Annotated in this window: 17 protein-coding genes; 14 read left to right on the top strand and 3 right to left on the bottom strand. The window is 39.0% G+C overall.

All coding sequences use genetic code 11. The features are described from left to right. Positions 1-112 precede the first annotated feature (112 nt). A complete protein-coding gene (locus tag EJF36_RS17945) occupies positions 113-1306 on the top strand; it encodes a PDZ domain-containing protein (protein WP_125907608.1) in 1194 nt (397 codons plus the stop codon). 326 nt (positions 1307-1632) lie between these two features. On the opposite strand, the gene EJF36_RS21930 is transcribed toward EJF36_RS17945, so the two are convergent. After that, positions 1633-1758 carry a hypothetical protein gene (locus EJF36_RS21930; RefSeq protein ID WP_260471934.1) on the bottom strand — a complete coding sequence of 42 codons (126 nt, stop codon included), beginning with the start codon at positions 1756-1758 and terminating at the stop codon, positions 1633-1635. 112 nt (positions 1759-1870) lie between these two features. Here EJF36_RS21930 and EJF36_RS17940 point away from each other — a divergent pair, with 112 nt between their 5' ends. After that, entirely contained in the window at positions 1871-2101 is a 231-nt protein-coding gene (locus EJF36_RS17940; RefSeq protein ID WP_312028271.1) for a hypothetical protein, read from the top strand. A gap of 34 nt (positions 2102-2135) precedes the next feature. Here the strand turns inward: EJF36_RS17940 and EJF36_RS17935 are convergent, their stop codons facing one another. Next, positions 2136-2531, bottom strand: coding sequence for a secondary thiamine-phosphate synthase enzyme YjbQ (locus EJF36_RS17935; RefSeq protein WP_125907607.1), 396 nt, complete (start codon positions 2529-2531; stop codon positions 2136-2138). 475 nt (positions 2532-3006) lie between these two features. On the opposite strand from EJF36_RS17935, the gene EJF36_RS17930 reads away from it, so the two are divergent. From EJF36_RS17930 to mnhG, 12 genes are all read left to right on the top strand, one after another. Further along, on the top strand, positions 3007-3930 hold the full coding sequence (locus EJF36_RS17930; RefSeq protein ID WP_185806954.1) for an ABC transporter ATP-binding protein: 924 nt from the start codon (positions 3007-3009) through the stop codon (positions 3928-3930). Then, positions 3927-4712 carry an ABC transporter permease gene (locus tag EJF36_RS17925; protein WP_125907605.1) on the top strand — a complete coding sequence of 262 codons (786 nt, stop codon included), beginning with the start codon at positions 3927-3929 and terminating at the stop codon, positions 4710-4712. The genes EJF36_RS17930 and EJF36_RS17925 overlap by 4 nt, the downstream gene beginning before the upstream one ends. Positions 4713-4843: 131 nt before the next feature. Beyond that, complete coding sequence (locus EJF36_RS17920) at positions 4844-5542, top strand: response regulator transcription factor (RefSeq protein WP_125907604.1); 699 nt, start codon at positions 4844-4846, stop codon at positions 5540-5542. A 3-nt stretch (positions 5543-5545) separates the two neighbouring features. Further along, positions 5546-6934: a sensor histidine kinase gene (locus EJF36_RS17915; RefSeq protein ID WP_125907603.1), complete on the top strand. Its 1389-nt coding sequence runs from the start codon at positions 5546-5548 to the stop codon at positions 6932-6934. After that, the gene (locus EJF36_RS17910) at positions 6935-7492 is read left to right on the top strand and encodes a GNAT family N-acetyltransferase (RefSeq protein ID WP_125907602.1); all 558 of its coding nucleotides are present in this window, start codon (positions 6935-6937) and stop codon (positions 7490-7492) included. Between the two features lie 950 nt (positions 7493-8442). Continuing rightward, positions 8443-10836: a Na+/H+ antiporter subunit A gene (locus EJF36_RS17905; protein WP_125907601.1), complete on the top strand. Its 2394-nt coding sequence runs from the start codon at positions 8443-8445 to the stop codon at positions 10834-10836. After that, on the top strand, positions 10823-11245 hold the full coding sequence (locus EJF36_RS17900) for a Na(+)/H(+) antiporter subunit B (RefSeq protein WP_125907600.1): 423 nt from the start codon (positions 10823-10825) through the stop codon (positions 11243-11245). The genes EJF36_RS17905 and EJF36_RS17900 overlap by 14 nt, the downstream gene beginning before the upstream one ends. Then, positions 11246-11587, top strand: coding sequence for a Na(+)/H(+) antiporter subunit C (locus EJF36_RS17895; protein ID WP_125907599.1), 342 nt, complete (start codon positions 11246-11248; stop codon positions 11585-11587). After that, positions 11580-13064, top strand: coding sequence for a Na+/H+ antiporter subunit D (locus tag EJF36_RS17890; protein ID WP_125907598.1), 1485 nt, complete (start codon positions 11580-11582; stop codon positions 13062-13064). Before EJF36_RS17895 ends, EJF36_RS17890 begins: the two co-directional genes overlap by 8 nt. Before the next feature lie 7 nt (positions 13065-13071). After that, positions 13072-13548 carry a Na+/H+ antiporter subunit E gene (locus EJF36_RS17885; protein ID WP_125907597.1) on the top strand — a complete coding sequence of 159 codons (477 nt, stop codon included), beginning with the start codon at positions 13072-13074 and terminating at the stop codon, positions 13546-13548. 1 nt (position 13549) lies between these two features. After that, positions 13550-13831: a Na(+)/H(+) antiporter subunit F1 gene (locus tag EJF36_RS17880; protein WP_125907596.1), complete on the top strand. Its 282-nt coding sequence runs from the start codon at positions 13550-13552 to the stop codon at positions 13829-13831. Further along, the gene (gene mnhG, locus EJF36_RS17875; RefSeq protein WP_125908444.1) at positions 13818-14183 is read left to right on the top strand and encodes a monovalent cation/H(+) antiporter subunit G; all 366 of its coding nucleotides are present in this window, start codon (positions 13818-13820) and stop codon (positions 14181-14183) included. Before EJF36_RS17880 ends, mnhG begins: the two co-directional genes overlap by 14 nt. Positions 14184-14348: 165 nt before the next feature. Here the strand turns inward: mnhG and EJF36_RS22265 are convergent, their stop codons facing one another. Next, on the bottom strand, positions 14349-15050 hold the full coding sequence (locus EJF36_RS22265; RefSeq protein ID WP_395940645.1) for a methyl-accepting chemotaxis protein: 702 nt from the start codon (positions 15048-15050) through the stop codon (positions 14349-14351). Positions 15051-15788 lie beyond the last annotated feature (738 nt).

Below are 15788 nucleotides of genomic sequence, written 5' to 3'. Positions count from 1 at the left end.
GAGAATCCGCTTTTCTTCTTGCTTGTTCAAAGTTTGTTATATGTTTTCCATGGTAGATTTGATAAAATAGTAGTAAAATAGGACGTTTTTGAGAATTGTAGGTGAATATGAGGTGGATTGGCTTCAACAGCTAGTTATAGGAATTTTTCGGTTAGTAATAAATCCTTTTTTATATGTGTGGGTGTTAGCAGCTGTCGGCTTAGGATACTTTCGTGTCAAAAGAGAGCGACGTCAATTTGGGGTACGTGTGCAGTACGGTCTAACGGAGCTGCGTTATTTCCTTTCTACTAGTGTATTTATGGGACTAGCTGTGTCTTTAGTCGCATTGGCAGTTGGAATTGTTGTGACACCATCACTTATTATTCTAATCCTCACGATGATGCTCATCTTTTTTGCACCTTTAAAAATGCGCTGGGCTTCACCTGCTTTTACGCTCGGAGTAGCAATATTAGTAGCGGTTGTCTGGGCATATGGACCATTTGAAGATTTACCGATAAGCGACTGGTTCGCGAAGGTTGAAGTGGTAAATATGACGGGCGTTGCCATTTTACTTGCTATCCTTGTTTTGGCAGAAGGTGTATTACTTTTTAAAAGTAAACAAGAACCGACGTCACCTTTCTTATTTCCAGGTAAAAGAGGCTTAGTCATTGGCTCACAGCTTTTTAACAGATTATGGCTTGTGCCAGTATTTCTGCTTATTCCTGGAGAAGGCTTAGCATCATTCCCGAGCTGGTGGCCCATTTTTGCAGTCGCTGATACGGGGTATTCCATCATATGTGTACCATTTGCAATAGGCTTTTATCAGAAAATTGTTGGTCAGCTCTCAGGTACGTTAATAAAACAAGCTTCGTATAAGGTTATGATTTTTGGAGTGGCACTCGTAGGCTTAGCGATTAGCGGGCTTGTGTGGCCAAGCATGGTCATTGTCACAGCAGTTGTTGCTGTGTTAGGGCGCGAAGCCATCTTTTTATATGATAAGCTCACGGATGAGGCTAAACCAGCCTTTTTTACAAGAAAAAATAACGGTGTTGTTATATTGTCTGTTCTACCGCATTCTCCTGCCGATAAAATGGCTCTTCAAATCGGAGAAGTTATTACAAGAGTAAATGGAGAAGAGGTTGGCAATGAGCAACAATTTTATGAGGCGCTTCAAATAAACAGGGCGTATTGTAAAATTGAAGTGTTAAATAAAGAAGGGGAGCTACGCTACGTACAGCGCGCCCTTTATGAAGGTCAGCACCACGAGTTAGGATTACTGTTTGTACCTGACTCAAAGCGACCACAAAAGACGGCTATAGCAAAATAATAGAGAAGCCACCTTCCATCTGCGAAGGTGGCTGTTTTATGCCCTCCAGCACGTTCAGGGGAAAAAGTAACAAATCCGAAGAAAGAAATGCACGTTCACGTGTCGAAAATGCATGGTTACATGTCGAGAATGCACGTTGGCATGTCGAAAATGCACGTTCACGGAAAAAGTAACAAATCCGAAGAAAGAAATGCACGTTCACGTGTCGAAAATGCATGGTTACATGTCAAGAATGCACGTTGGCATGTCGAAAATGCACGTTCACGGAAAAAGTGGTCCCCTTAAGGTATAGAGATTAAAAAACCCTAAGGGGTCCTTTAAATTTGTTACTTATTTTTTCCAGGTCGCTTTTTCTCAGCTGGATCGTATCCGAAATCTTTATTTTGGTTCACAGCATCACTTGCTTGCTTCATTCGCTGTTGTTGATTTTTATGACTGTCGCGTTGTACCACAGGCGTCACCTCGCTTTTTTGTATTCGCTACATATTATTTGCGTAATTGAACAATGCATACATTTTTGTATAGCGGGTATAGAATAAGTAACAAATAAAAAAAGGTGGTTGAATGATGGAGTTTTCATTGAATTGTAAAAATGCAGCGTATCCATGCGAAGTAACACTTGATGAAGATAACGGTCGATATATGATTCGAAATGCTGACACGAGTGGAGAGGTTTTTAATACAAAAGAGGAGTTACTCACATGGCTATCAGAGAGTTGGGATGAAGCAGACTTTGAGAACCCAAAAGAGTATCAACAAATGATGGAAAAGATACAAAAAGAGCTTTCCGAATAATGAAGTGGGCGCAACCTTATGGCGGTTGCGCTTTTTATATTGTTTTTACATAAAACGTACGTGTGCGTGGCCCATCGAATTCACAGAAATAAATGCCTTGCCATGTGCCAAGTAGTAGTTGCCCTTTTTCGACGATAACGTGTTGCGATGCCCCCACTGTGCTAGCCTTCATATGCGCAGCTGTGTTTCCTTCGATATGGCGATCAAGGCTATGATGCCAAGGGTATACTTCATCAAAACGACGCAGCATATCTGTTTTTACATCGGGGTCGGCATTTTCATTAATGGTGATGCCGGCTGTTGTGTGAGGACAGTATACAATGACCGCTCCATTCTTTACGCCCATCTCTTTTATGTACGCTTCTACCTTCTGTGTTACATCTATCATTTCATCCCGTTTGTTTGTTCGGAGTGAAAAGCTTTTTAACATAAAAATCTTCCTTTCCGTGCTATGTATAGTCATATTGTAGCTAAAAGGACAGAGGATAGGAAGAGTGAGGTGTGGCGTATTTTCGACAAGGAATGACGCAATCTCGACATAGTTTGGCGCGTTTTCGACAACGGATGGCGCAATTCCGACGACGCCCGGCGCATGTTTAAGGGGGTAGCGCATTTTCGACAAGGAATGGCGCAATCTCGACAAAGTATGGCGCATTTCGGGCAACGCCCGGCGCATTTCTCATAGTGAGCGCGTCACATTAGACGACAACGATTGAACGCAAAAATCCCCCCATTTATAAAACAAAGCCCCCTCCAACGTTCCATTCACTCAATTTCTCTGCATTTTTCATTCAAACTTTGACACACAAACATTTAATACTTTTTTAATAACTTAATAAGAGCTCGTTAAGCTTTGTCGTTCATTATTAGAACTATAGAAAATAATAAACGAAAAGGTGATGAATATGACAAAGGATACGGTATTAGAGGTTCATAATTTACGACGCTCGTTTGATAAAAAAGAAGTTGTGCGTGACGTAAGTTTTACAGTGGAAAAAGGTGAGGTGTTCGGGTTTTTGGGACCGAACGGTGCTGGTAAGACGACGATAATTCGGATGATACTTGGTTTAATAAAACGTGATAGTGGCACGGTGACTATTAACGGTTACAGCATTGATGATCAGTTCATGGAAGCTATTAGACACGTAGGAGCGATTGTTGAAACGCCGAGCTTTTACACACATTTATCAGGCTATGCCAACTTAACGCTTATTAGAAATTTACATCCGCATATTGCGAAGCAGCGAATTGATGAAGTGCTTGAGATGGTACATCTGTCAAAGGTTGCGAAACGTAAGGTTAGCACGTATTCACTAGGGATGAAGCAAAGGCTTGGGTTAGCGAGAGCGCTTCTGCAGCATCCAACCATCGTGTTTTTAGATGAGCCAACGAACGGTTTAGATCCACAAGGGATTCTAGAAATGCGAGAGATGATTACGACATTGGCACAAGAACAACAAATCACGTTTATTATTACGTCCCATATTTTACATGAAATTGAACAGGTGTGTGATAGAGTTGCGATACTGCGTGAAGGCAGCATTATTGCAAATGGCTTCGTGAAGGAACTCCTTGCTAGTGATGATGAAGCGATTGAATTACGAACTAAACAGCTTGAGGCGTCTGAGAAAATAGCGACATCCATGACATTTGTAAAATCGATAACAAGATCGGAATCAAGCTTAGTTGTAAAAATTGAAAAAGGGTTTTCTAGTCAATTAAATAAAAAGCTAGTTGAGGCGGGCATTGATGTCGAGTACGTTATTCCACAGCAACAGTCGTTGGAAAAATTGTTTTTACAATTAACAGATGGAGGTCAAGTATCATGAAACAACTAATAAAAAATGAGTTATATAAGCAGCTTGTAAGTAAAAAGCTTTATATTTTTATAGCAGTGATTGTCGGATTTAACTTTTTTGGCATTTTAGAGGATTTGTTAGGTCATGTTGATTTTGTGATGAACGGTCCGAATTTACCAGTGTATATGTTATCTACTATCGTGAACTACGTGCTACCATTTTTTATTATCTTTGTAGCAACAGAAATGATTTCACATGAGTATAGTAGTGGAACACTAAAGCTTTCGCTGTTAGCACCTGTTAAACGGTCGTCATTGTTAGTAGCTAAGCTCAGCTCACTTGCGATTCTCATTTTATCATTGCTTATTTTTTCGTATGTTATGTCAGTGGGCATTGGTACATTGTATTGGGGCTGGAGTGACACTGTATTGTTTGAGGATCCAAATTTAACAGCCGCACCAGTCGAGTATTCATTGTTACCAGGCTTATTTCGCGGTTTGTTAGCGTATGTGGTGTCCGTGTTTCCGCTCATGGCATTTGCAAGCTTTGTCATATGGCTATCGTTTCAATTCACTTCAAGTGGCTTGTCAGTAGGAGTCTCAACAGCTTCGTTAATTTTAATGGGCGTGTTTACACAAATTTTAACGATGATAAAGCCAGCGTTTATTTTATCTTACTTTAGTCTTGGTATTCTGTATTTTAATCCTGAAAGATTTGCGTTAACTTCGGCGATACTATCGATTGTAAGTTACATGTTGATTTTTAGCTTCTTAAGCTTTAGACAGTTTTCTAAAAAAGACATTTTATTGTAGAAATTGTGAAAAAGTCTGCATTGTCAGGCTTTTTTTCTTATAATTATGGTAACTGATTTCACTTAGAGTGTCGCGTCATTTCTTAGGATAGCTTACGAGAAGAGTTACTGTTAAAGAGAGGGTGGGCTTCGTTGAACAACCGCATTTTAATTGTGGAGGATGAGAAGGAAATAGCTGAATTAGTACGTGATTATTTAAAGCGTGAAGGCTTTGAAGTGCATATTGCCTATGATGGTGAGGAAGGGCTCGAGAAGTTTAAAGAGCTGCAGCCGATGATTATGATTTTGGATATATTGCTACCTAAACTTGATGGACTAGAAGTGTGTCGTATTATTAGGCAGCAGTCCAATATTCCCATCCTGATGGCCAGTGCTAAGAAAGAAGACTTTGATAAGGTGCTTGGTCTCGGAATGGGAGCGGATGATTACATTGCGAAGCCATTCAGCCCAAACGAGCTTGTGGCCCGTGTGAAAGCGCAGCTGCGGCGGTATACTACATTAGCGAATCCTAGCCCTCAGCAACAAGATGAAATTCAAGTCGATGATATTGTGGTTAATAAAAATACGTATGATGTATATGTAAAAAATAAAAAAATTGATGTATCTGCAAAGGAGTTTCAGCTTCTTTATTATATGATGGAGCACCCTGGACAAGTGTTTACACGCGAGCAGCTGTTTCAACAAATATGGGGGCAGTCTGATTTTGGAGATATTAATACGGTTACTGTTCATATTCGCAAGCTACGAGAAAAAATTGAAGTAAATCCCTCAACACCGGCCTACATTCTGACCGTATGGGGTGTTGGTTATAAATTTAAAGGGCGGTCATAGTAAATGGGCGTACGTAGTAGGTTTTTTACGTTTATTATTATCATTGTTATAGTACCGCTTATTGTGTCAGTGCTTACGTTTGCTATTTCTATGTCACGCGTTGTCAAGACGATTGATAACGAGACCGATATTGAAACGAATTTTTATGTGCTAGAACAGGTACTTCAAGACAGTTACGACCAAATCAACAATAGCGATCAGTTTTATGAAAAAATATCGCCGTATTTAAGGGAGTTTGATATAGAAATTCAGATTGTATCTCTAGCAGGGACGGTGCTTTTTGAGTCTGATCAATTGTCTAGGGATGATCGCACGTTTAATTTGTTTGATCGCTTCAATACTTACACCGTTTCTATTTTTCAAAATAACAAAAAAGTAGCTACAGCAAATATAAAAGCAAGTGCAAACTCACCAGCGACTTTTACTGTAAATGGGAAGCTTGTTTCTTCGGTGTTCGTAAGTGTAGGAGCAGGACTGATAACGTTTACTACTCTTATTGTTTTATTTATCGTATATGTCTCAAGGCACATTTTAACCCCGATTGAGCAATTGAATGATGCGACGTTATTAATGTCAGATGGCGACTTTTCTTATCCACTTACTTATAAAAGTCGAACTGAATTAGGGCAGCTGACAATTGCATTTCAACAAATGCGGCACCGACTCGCCGATAGTATAAAAGAGCGGCAAAAACAGGAGCAATCGAGGAGAGAATTAATCGCAAGTATATCACATGATTTGCGCACCCCACTGGCTTCTATTCAAGGGTATGTAGAGGCGCTGCAGGATGGGATTGCAGAAGATGAAGCGACAAAGCAAAAATACTTCGCGACAATTCAAGTGAAAACAAAGCAAGTAAATCGCCTCATCGAAGATTTATTTGAGTTTTCGAAGCTGGAGCTAAAGCAGCTACAAATGAATGTGCAACCAATGAATAGTTCGTTTTTAGCTGAAATGTTTGTACAAATAGAGGCAGATATTTTACAAAAAGGCGCACGAGCAGCTGTTGACTTAAATATTCCATCTGCTCCAATTGAGATTGATCCAGAACGAATTTTACAAGTGATACAAAATCTCGTAAATAATGCTTTACGCTATATAGATGATGAATGCGGCGTTATTCAGTTGCGCTCATACTTAAAAGATAAGTATTTCGTAATTGAGGTTTCTGATAATGGAACGGGCGTTGCAGCAGAAAACTTACCGTATATATTTGACCGATTTTATCGTGGGGAAAAATCGCGGTCAAGATCGTATGGTGGAGCGGGGCTTGGGCTGGCTATTAGTAAAACGATTGTCGAAGCACACGAGGGCCATATTGATGTTGCCAGTGAGATAGGAAAAGGAACAACTTTCAAAATAAATTTACCTATTGCGGGGAGGAAAACGTAAATGGAAACAAATCGTCTGCTTTTAAAAAATTATAGTAAGGATGATTTAGCAAATTTTCACCGACTAAAGTCAGAGCCGATTGTTTGGAGGTATTCCGATAAAAAGGCGGCTACTGATATGACGGAGACAAAATTGGCACTTGAAGCGGTACTGCAAAACTATGAAAACAGCAAGTGTGATTTTCAAGCACTGTTTCTTAAGCAATCTATGACTTATATAGGGGAAGCCGGAGTTCTTGCTATGAGTGTGAAAAATAAACGAGCAGTTGTTGGCTACAACATATTGCCTGCGTTTTGGGGACAAGGCTATGCGACAGAAATTACGAAAGCACTCGTGCGCCAGTTGTTTGAGGTAGAAGGGATGGAGCGGATAGAGGCGCTTGTATTAGAAGGGAATATGGCGTCAAGAAAAGTGTTAGAGAAAGCAGGACTTCAGCAGGAAGGACTGCTGCGCCATTTTACATGCATTGCTGGTGAGTATAAGAATGTTTGTTATTACGGTATGATTCGCTCGGATTATACTGACACGTTGATACTTCAGCAAGAAGAAGCGCTTTAATCGAGCGCTTCTTCGACTGCACAGCTTAAAACTCTGTAGGTTTGTCTGAGTTTTGATGTTGCACAGAATTTTCAGAACCTCTTAGCCAGGAGCATTGGCTACAATATATTTGTTGATGAATATTCTTATTTACGATAAAATCAATTTATGAAAAGCTAAGCAAATACAACTTTATGCAAACATGGAGGAGCCTGTCACCTGGGGATAATTATGTCCGCTGGTTGAAGACGCTCTCGTTAAGCCAAGGAGTCTGTCTATTTATCAGGCTCCTTTTATTTTGTAAAAAAGTGAAACGGACATTGCTGGATTCCTAAACGTTAAAGAAAGTATATGTTGTTTACCTAGATTAGTGTCTAGCTCTAGCCCTAGCCTCCTCGTGTTCTCAAGCCGTCTCTCTCCGGAGAAAAGGCCCTTCCTGCGGGTACGTCTTAAGCTGGTCGGGGCTGAACAAAGCATTTGCGCTCTTAAAACATAGAGTCCATAGTTTGCCATGCTAATCTCATTTAAATAGGATAATTTTCGCTTCTCATCAAATGCTAATAGTATGTTTTCTATATGGATGCAGACACATGAAAGTAACAGCAAAATTTTTTCTATTATTTGACCAACACTATTCGAAAAAATTTTACATACTAACAGTTCAACATCGATAGTTGGGCAGGGCTTAATGAGTAATTGTTGGCTAATTGCGCTAGTGTTGTAGTCGATAAATTTTCACTTACAAACGACTTAATGAGTGATTGTGGCTAATTAATGGTTTATGCAATCAATGAGTAGTACTTACTAGTAAGCTTAAGTGTGTGTGGCGGCAATATCGTGGTTTACACACGCAATGAGTACTTTCTTAGTGTGACTAAGTAAACGGCGTTTTCATCAGGTTTTGTTGTATAACATGAAACTTTTTGCTTCTCAAATAATTTTACATCATCATTAGGAGGGACATCATTTTTATGTCATTCGTACATTTAGCAATTCTTTTGCCATTTATGATGGCGATTCTCGTACCTTTTTTATATAGGTATTTGAAACGTATACATACTGGCTGGCTTATTTTGCCGGTACCTGTGCTTATCTTTGTATACTTTTTACAATTTCTAGGGCTAAAGAAGCCTCTGCAAGAAACAATTCCTTGGGTACCATCTTTAGGTATTAATTTTTCTGTAGTTATTGATGGACTTAGTATGCTATTTGCATTGCTAATTTCGGGTATTGGTGCTCTTGTTGTTTTGTATTCTATCTATTACTTATCTAAAAAGCATGAAGACTTGCGTAGCTTTTATATTTATTTACTTTTATTTATGGGTGCGATGCTTGGCGTCGTTTTATCAGACAACTTATTAGTTCTTTACACGTTTTGGGAGCTAACGAGTATTTCCTCATTTTTATTGATCGCATATTGGCATAAACGTGAAAGTTCTTTATACGGAGCACAAAAATCGATGATCATTACTGTGTTTGGTGGATTGTCGATGCTAGCTGGTTTTCTGCTCCTTTACAATATGACGGGTACTTTTAGTGTTCGTGAGATTATTGCACAAGCGGATATTGTGACGCAACACGAATTGTTTACAGCTGCAGTCATTTTTATTTTGTTAGGTGCTTTTACAAAATCCGCTCAATTTCCTTTTTACATTTGGCTACCTGATGCGATGGCGGCGCCAACACCGGTTAGTGCTTATCTTCACTCCGCTACAATGGTTAAGGCTGGTATTTATTTAGTAGCAAGATTAACGCCTGTGTTTGCGGGTACTGCTGAATGGTTTTGGCTTGTATCAGGCTTTGGATTGATCACACTGTTTTGGGGTTCATTCCAGGCGGTTAAGCAAACGGATCTTAAAGGAATTTTAGCTTTTTCAACAGTCAGTCAGCTAGGTTTGATTATGTCATTGTTTGGGGTTGGGTCGGCTTCGGTTCTGTTTGATTCCATTCAAGACAACTTATATGTCATTGCAACGACAGCTGCTATTTTTCATTTAATTAACCATGCGACGTTTAAAGGTAGCTTATTTATGGTAGTTGGTATTGTCGACCATGAAACGGGTACACGAGATATTAGAAAGCTCGGTGGACTGATGGCGTTAATGCCAATTACGTTTACAGTTGCTCTAATCGGTGCTGGTTCAATGGCTGGTCTTCCGCCGTTTAATGGCTTTTTAAGTAAGGAAATGTTTTTTACCGGCATGATACGTGCAGCAGAATTGAACTTTTTCAGCATGGAAACATGGGGGTTATTATTCCCGTTCCTAGCATGGCTAGCTAGTATCTTTACGTTTATATACAGTACGATTCTTGTACTGAGAACATTTACAGGGAAGCTAAAGCTTTCAGAGTTACCGAAAAAACCACATGAAGCACCGATTGGGATGCTGCTATCACCAATCATTTTAGCTGTATTAGTTGTTTTATTTGGCTTTGTACCAAATTTACTTTCATACAGTATTATTAAACCAGCATTAGAAGCAGTCTTACCTAGCTTACTGGCAACGGGAGACACCTTTAAAGTGAAAATTTACTTCTGGCATGGCTTTACGATCGAGTTATTTATGACGATCGCTGTCATCTCACTTGGTATTTTAGGATACGTTACTGTGAAGAAATGGTCTAAAATCTACAATGTGTTACCAAAGAATTTTACGTTAAATCATGTATACAACGCTGGTATTGTGAACATTGAAAAGGGTGCCGCTATGGTTATGAATAGACTCATGACAGGCTCTTTGCGTCAATATTTGACGTACATTTTCTTGTTTTTCATAACAGCTCTTGGCTTAGCCCTTATCTTATTAAGACCGATGGCTATTGACTTTATTAATGCAGGTAATATTGAACTGTTTGAGCTTGTACTTGCTTTCGTTTTAATTGGGGCAGCCATTACAACTATTGTTACGAAATCGCGCTTAACTGCAATTATAAGTTTAGGTACGGTTGGGTATTTAGTGTCGTTGTTTTTCGTATTGTTTAGAGCGCCTGACTTAGCGTTGACACAATTAATTGTTGAAACAATTTCAGTAGCTTTATTTTTACTATGCTTTCGATATTTACCTAATCTTCAGCGTGAAGCCTTTAAACTGAACAGACTTCTTATCTCTGTCGGGGTAGGTGTGGTAGTCACAGTGATGGCAATTTCAGCGGATGCAACAAGGTTATTAGAACCAATCTCTCAATACTATGTAGCCAATACGTACGAAGAAGCTGCGGGTAAAAATATGGTCAATGTTATATTAGTTGATTTCCGTGGTGTGGATACGTTATTTGAAATTACAGTGCTTGGTATTGCTGCGTTAGGAATTTTTGCGATGATTACGTTGCGGGTAGTAAGGAGAGATAAAGTTGAAGGCAAATAATATTATTTTACAAACAATTACGAAGGTAGTTGTGTTTATCATTATTACCTTCTCTATCTATTTGTTTTTTGCAGGACATTACTATCCTGGAGGAGGCTTTATCGGTGGATTGATGACCGCTTCTGCCCTCGTTCTTCTGCTGTTGGCGTATGATATGGAGACGGTTAAGCGTGTCATCCCGGCAGATTTTAAAATTGTGACCGCCGTTGGGCTACTCATAGCTGTTATCACAGGTGTTGGCCCTATGCTATCTGGTTTACCTTTTTTAACGCATGCACATGATTATGTGGAGTTGCCGTTATTAGGGAAATCAGGGTTAACGACTGCGATGCTATTCGATCTTGGTGTGTATTTAGTTGTTATCGGTATTACGATGACGATTATTCAAACGATTGGAGAGAGTGATTAAATGGGGATATTAATGTCGGTTGTAGCTGGCCTGTTAATAGCAGCTGCTGTGTATTTAATGCTTTCTAAGCAAATATTGCGCATTATAATAGGAACAGCTTTTTTAAGTCATGGAGCGCACCTCTTATTATTAACAATGGGAGGACTAAAAACGGGGGCACCACCTTTACTAGGAGAAAAAGCACCAATGTATACAGACCCATTGCCACAGGCTCTGATTTTAACAGCGATTGTTATTAGCTTCGGTGTTACTTCGTTTTTCCTTGTTTTAGCATATCGTGCTCACCAAGAGCTAGGTACGGTAAATACAGAGGAAATGAGAGGAAATCAACAAGATGAATAACATGATTATGGTTCCACTACTAATTCCGTTATTAACGGGTATTATATTAATTCTATTCAAAGAAGAAATAAAAACACAGCGTGTTATAAGTGTTATTTCAATGATTTTGCTACTAATTGTAAATGCAATGCTATTACAGCAAGTTCATCTGGAAGGTATACAAACATTAGAGCTGGGGAACTGGCGTGCACCATATGGCATTGTGTTTGTAGCGGATACGCTAGCCGTTTTACTCGTGCTAACGGCGAGCATAGTTGGCTTTGCGTGTCTATTATTCAGCTTTTTCACTATCGGTGAAGCGAGAGAAAAATCTTATTTCTACGCGTTTTTTCAGTTTTTACTAACTGGTATTTTTGGAGCATTTTTAACAGGAGATATTTTTAACCTGTTTGTATTTTTTGAAGTTATGTTAATTTCCTCTTACGTGTTACTAGTTCTAGGAGGAACTAAGGGACAATTCAGAGAGTCTCTTAAATACGTATTGATCAATGTTATTTCGTCAGCTTTGTTTGTTATCGCTGTCGGTTACTTATACGCTGTAACAGGTACGTTAAATATGGCCCATTTATCAGAGCGTATTGCTGAAGTGGGACAACAAAATATTATTACGGTGATTGCGATTTTGTTCTTCATCGTATTTGGACTAAAGGGTGCCGTATTTCCGTTGTTTTTCTGGCTACCAGGCTCCTACGCAGCACCGCCTACAGCAGTGTCAGCTTTGTTCGCAGCGCTATTAACTAAAGTCGGTGTGTATTCCATTTATCGTACGTTTACTGTTATTTTTTATCACGAACCGTCCATTACGCACACGCTAATTGCTATATTAGCAGCGTTGACGATCATTGTTGGTGTCATCGGTGCTGTTGCGCATTATGATATTCGAAAAATATTGATATATAACATATTAACAGCAGTGGGTGTCATTTTATTTGGTATCGCGATGCTATCTCCAGATTCGCTAAACGGAGCGCTGTTCTACTTAGTGCATGATATGATTATTAAAGGAGCAATATTTTTGCTAGGGGGAGCCATCATTATAGTGACTGGCACTAGTGATATACGTAAGCTAGGCGGCTTGATTCATCAGTATCCGCTACTTGGTTGGTTGTTCTTTGTGACTGCTATTTCGCTAGCAGGTATTCCGCCGTTAAGTGGTTTTGTCGGTAAGATGCTAATAGTTCGAAGTGGTCTACAAACAGAGTTTTTCTGGATAGCTGTTCTAGTTGTTCTCTCAAGCTTGTTAGTCTTTTACTCCGCGCTTAGAATCTTTATGAGAACTTTCTGGGGTGAGGCGAATCCAGATTATAAAGTAAAAGTAGTGAAAAAGTATCATCATTTAGTACTACCGGGAGCATTGCTACTGATGGTATCAATTGCGATGGGACTTGGAGCAGAGTGGTTGTACCCTTATATTGAACAATCTAATATCGGACTGCTTGACCCGAATGTTTATATTGATGCCATTTTAAAGGAGTAGAGCGAAAATGACGTTACAATTATTTTTAAATATAGTTATTGCTTTTGTTTGGATGTTTTTACAAAATAGTTGGTCTATTGCTACGTTTGTTATCGGATACTTGCTAGGAATGTTACTGTTGTTCGCATTCCGACGTTTTTTTGCACAACGCTTTTACATGCATAACGTCATTAGTATCGTGAAGCTGCTATTTATATTTTTACGTGAACTTATAAAGTCAAACATAACAGTTATTCGTCATATTTTAAAACCAAAGCTAGATATCCGACCAGGGATATTTGCTTTACCGACGGAGCTTAAACAGGATTGGGAAATCACAACGCTTGCCAATTTAATTACATTAACACCTGGAACGGTCGTCGTCGATGTTTCGGATGATAATAAGATTTTGTATGTCCATGCGATGGATATTGAAGATAAAGAAAAAGCAATATATGAAATAAAAACTACATTTGAGAAGGCAATTATGGAGGTGAGCAAATAACATGCTGGATATATTACTTAACATATCTTTAGTTATCATGAGCATATCCACATTGCTCGCTCTCTATCGAGTTGTGAAAGGCCCATCGATTCCAGACCGCATGATAGCTCTTGATACAATCGGAGTGTATTTAATGGGGTTAACTGCGATCACGTCTTTAAAATTGAATACTGATGCATTTTTAGAGGTTATTATGTTAATCGGAGCATTAGCGTTCATTGGTACTGTTGCTCTATCAAAGTTTATAGAGAGGGGGTACATCATTGAACATAATCGAGATTAGTAAAATTGTATTAGGGTTTATCATTTTATTAGGAACAGCTTTAAGTCTAGTGACATCTATCGGTTTAATTCGGTTGCCGGATGTATATACACGGAGCCATGCAGCCTCTAAAAGCGCTACACTCGGAGTATTGTTAATACTATTCGCGGCATTTTTATTATTTGGGATAAATACAGGGCATCTCAATGCACGATTATTTTTGGCAATTGTTTTCTTATTTTTAACAGCACCGGTAGCGGGACATTTATTAAGCAGAGCTGCGTACCACTCTAATGTACCTTTATGGGAAAAAAGTGTTGAGGATGATTTAAAGAAAAGAGTTCTGGAGAAAAAGCAAACAGAGCAGGCATAAACAAACAGCTAGGTTTCCATGTGGATGCCTAGCTGTTTTTTGTAATGTTTTTATGAGTGCTATTCACCATGATTCAATGGAAAATGTCCCAACAGTTTCTCTAGGAGAAGTGAACCTTACAGAATCTCTCGAACGAGAAAGCTCATTTCCTTTAGGTGGAGAGTGTCAGTTTTTTGATTTTAAGGTAGTTGTTAGTTCCTTTGTTAATGTTTCAAGACTTTTAAAAGAACTAGAAATGTTTTCAATACGTGTGTTTTGTTCATCAACACTTGCGAGAATTTCTTCTACAGAAGCGCTAGATTGCTCTGATACACTTGATAAAGCTGTAATTTCATCTATAACAGCGGTTGATGTCTTTTCCAGTGCTTCCACCTGCTGCAACACTTCATTTGCTTTTTTAAGCACTTCATTTGAATTGAACACGACTCTACCGAACGTATATTTTGTTTTCTCGGTCGTTTCTAAACTGGACGTGACAACCTGTTGGCCACGGTCGACTTGCTCCGACACAAGCTTTGTTTTTTGTTCAATGCCTTTAAGGATATCAGCAATTTCAGCTGTCGATTTTTTTGAATCCTCCGCAAGCTTACGAACTTCACCAGCGACAACGGCAAAGCCTTTGCCAGCTTCACCTGCGCGTGCAGCCTCAATAGCAGCGTTTAAAGCAAGTAGATTTGTTTGTTCGGTAACATTGTTTATTTTTTGTAAAATCGTTGAAATTGATTCTGTCTGGTCATGTAGCTCCGACATAAGAAGGTTAGCAGCCGTTACTGTTTCATTCACATTCTCCATATCTGCAGCAAGTGATTGAATTAATTGGTTCCCCTCTTGAGCGCGCTTTTCAGAATGACTAGACAAAGCAAGCATGGATTTAGCGTTATCGTAAACAGATTCAACAATTTGACCGGATTGTAACATAGAATCGTTCATGTCTGTGACACTGCTTGCTTGCGCTTCAATGCCTCTTGTTATCTCTGTAAAAGCAGTTGTTAATTCACGCGAAATATTTGTTGTCTTTGTAATGTTTGTTTTAAACTGCTCACTAAAACTGTTAAGCACTTGAACAGATTCTTTTACGTTTTGAAGCATACTTTCAGCCTGTTTTTTACTAGCTTCTGAATCAAGCTGGGATGCGTGCATGTCCTGCATCATCTTAGAGCTTATGCGCGTTTGCGCAATTAACACGATTGCGATCACAATGAATAAAGCATTAAGTGAAATGAGAATATTCGTATCCGCTCCATAAAACATTTCCTCATTAAGAGTAAGGAAAAAATAGTTTGACAGCACGAGGCCCACTACACTTGCCGCTACTAATGATTTAAGGTTATGGTAAAGCATCATAATAGCTATTAAGAAATAGATTAATAAATAATTTGATAGCTTCGGTGAACTCATGGCCATTAAATAAAAAAGAACAGTGAGACCGATTAACACAAAGTATTGTACGTATGCTGTAAGCCACTTTTTATACGTGAATAACGTTGCAACAGCTACTACTACTATGCCTGTTATGACAAATGTCAGCAGCGCTTTTGTTTCAACACCACTAGTAAAAGTGCTAATAAGTCCAATAGCGAATGATGCCCAAAGGATTATTGTAAC

Origin of the sequence: Bacillus sp. HMF5848 (assembly GCF_003944835.1) — a bacterium.
GTDB lineage: Bacteria > Bacillota > Bacilli > Bacillales > HMF5848 > HMF5848.
The sequence above is the reverse complement of the archived record's forward strand: the minus strand, read 5'-3'. Positions and strand labels throughout refer to the sequence as shown.

What these genes read in the sequence shown, in the direction of transcription:
- EJF36_RS17940 (WP_312028271.1), top strand. Translation starts at nt 1,871, where the DNA reads ATGATGGAGTTTTCATTGAATTGTAAAAATGCAGCGTATCCATGCGAA.
- EJF36_RS17935 (WP_125907607.1), bottom strand. Translation starts at nt 2,531, where the DNA reads ATGTTAAAAAGCTTTTCACTCCGAACAAACAAACGGGATGAAATGATA.
- EJF36_RS17930 (WP_185806954.1), top strand. Translation starts at nt 3,007, where the DNA reads ATGACAAAGGATACGGTATTAGAGGTTCATAATTTACGACGCTCGTTT.
- EJF36_RS17925 (WP_125907605.1), top strand. Translation starts at nt 3,927, where the DNA reads ATGAAACAACTAATAAAAAATGAGTTATATAAGCAGCTTGTAAGTAAA.
- EJF36_RS17915 (WP_125907603.1), top strand. Translation starts at nt 5,546, where the DNA reads ATGGGCGTACGTAGTAGGTTTTTTACGTTTATTATTATCATTGTTATA.
- EJF36_RS17910 (WP_125907602.1), top strand. Translation starts at nt 6,935, where the DNA reads ATGGAAACAAATCGTCTGCTTTTAAAAAATTATAGTAAGGATGATTTA.
- EJF36_RS17905 (WP_125907601.1), top strand. Translation starts at nt 8,443, where the DNA reads ATGTCATTCGTACATTTAGCAATTCTTTTGCCATTTATGATGGCGATT.
- EJF36_RS17895 (WP_125907599.1), top strand. Translation starts at nt 11,246, where the DNA reads ATGGGGATATTAATGTCGGTTGTAGCTGGCCTGTTAATAGCAGCTGCT.
- EJF36_RS17890 (WP_125907598.1), top strand. Translation starts at nt 11,580, where the DNA reads ATGAATAACATGATTATGGTTCCACTACTAATTCCGTTATTAACGGGT.
- EJF36_RS17885 (WP_125907597.1), top strand. Translation starts at nt 13,072, where the DNA reads ATGACGTTACAATTATTTTTAAATATAGTTATTGCTTTTGTTTGGATG.
- EJF36_RS17880 (WP_125907596.1), top strand. Translation starts at nt 13,550, where the DNA reads ATGCTGGATATATTACTTAACATATCTTTAGTTATCATGAGCATATCC.
- EJF36_RS22265 (WP_395940645.1), bottom strand. Translation starts at nt 15,050, where the DNA reads ATGCTTGCTTTGTCTAGTCATTCTGAAAAGCGCGCTCAAGAGGGGAAC.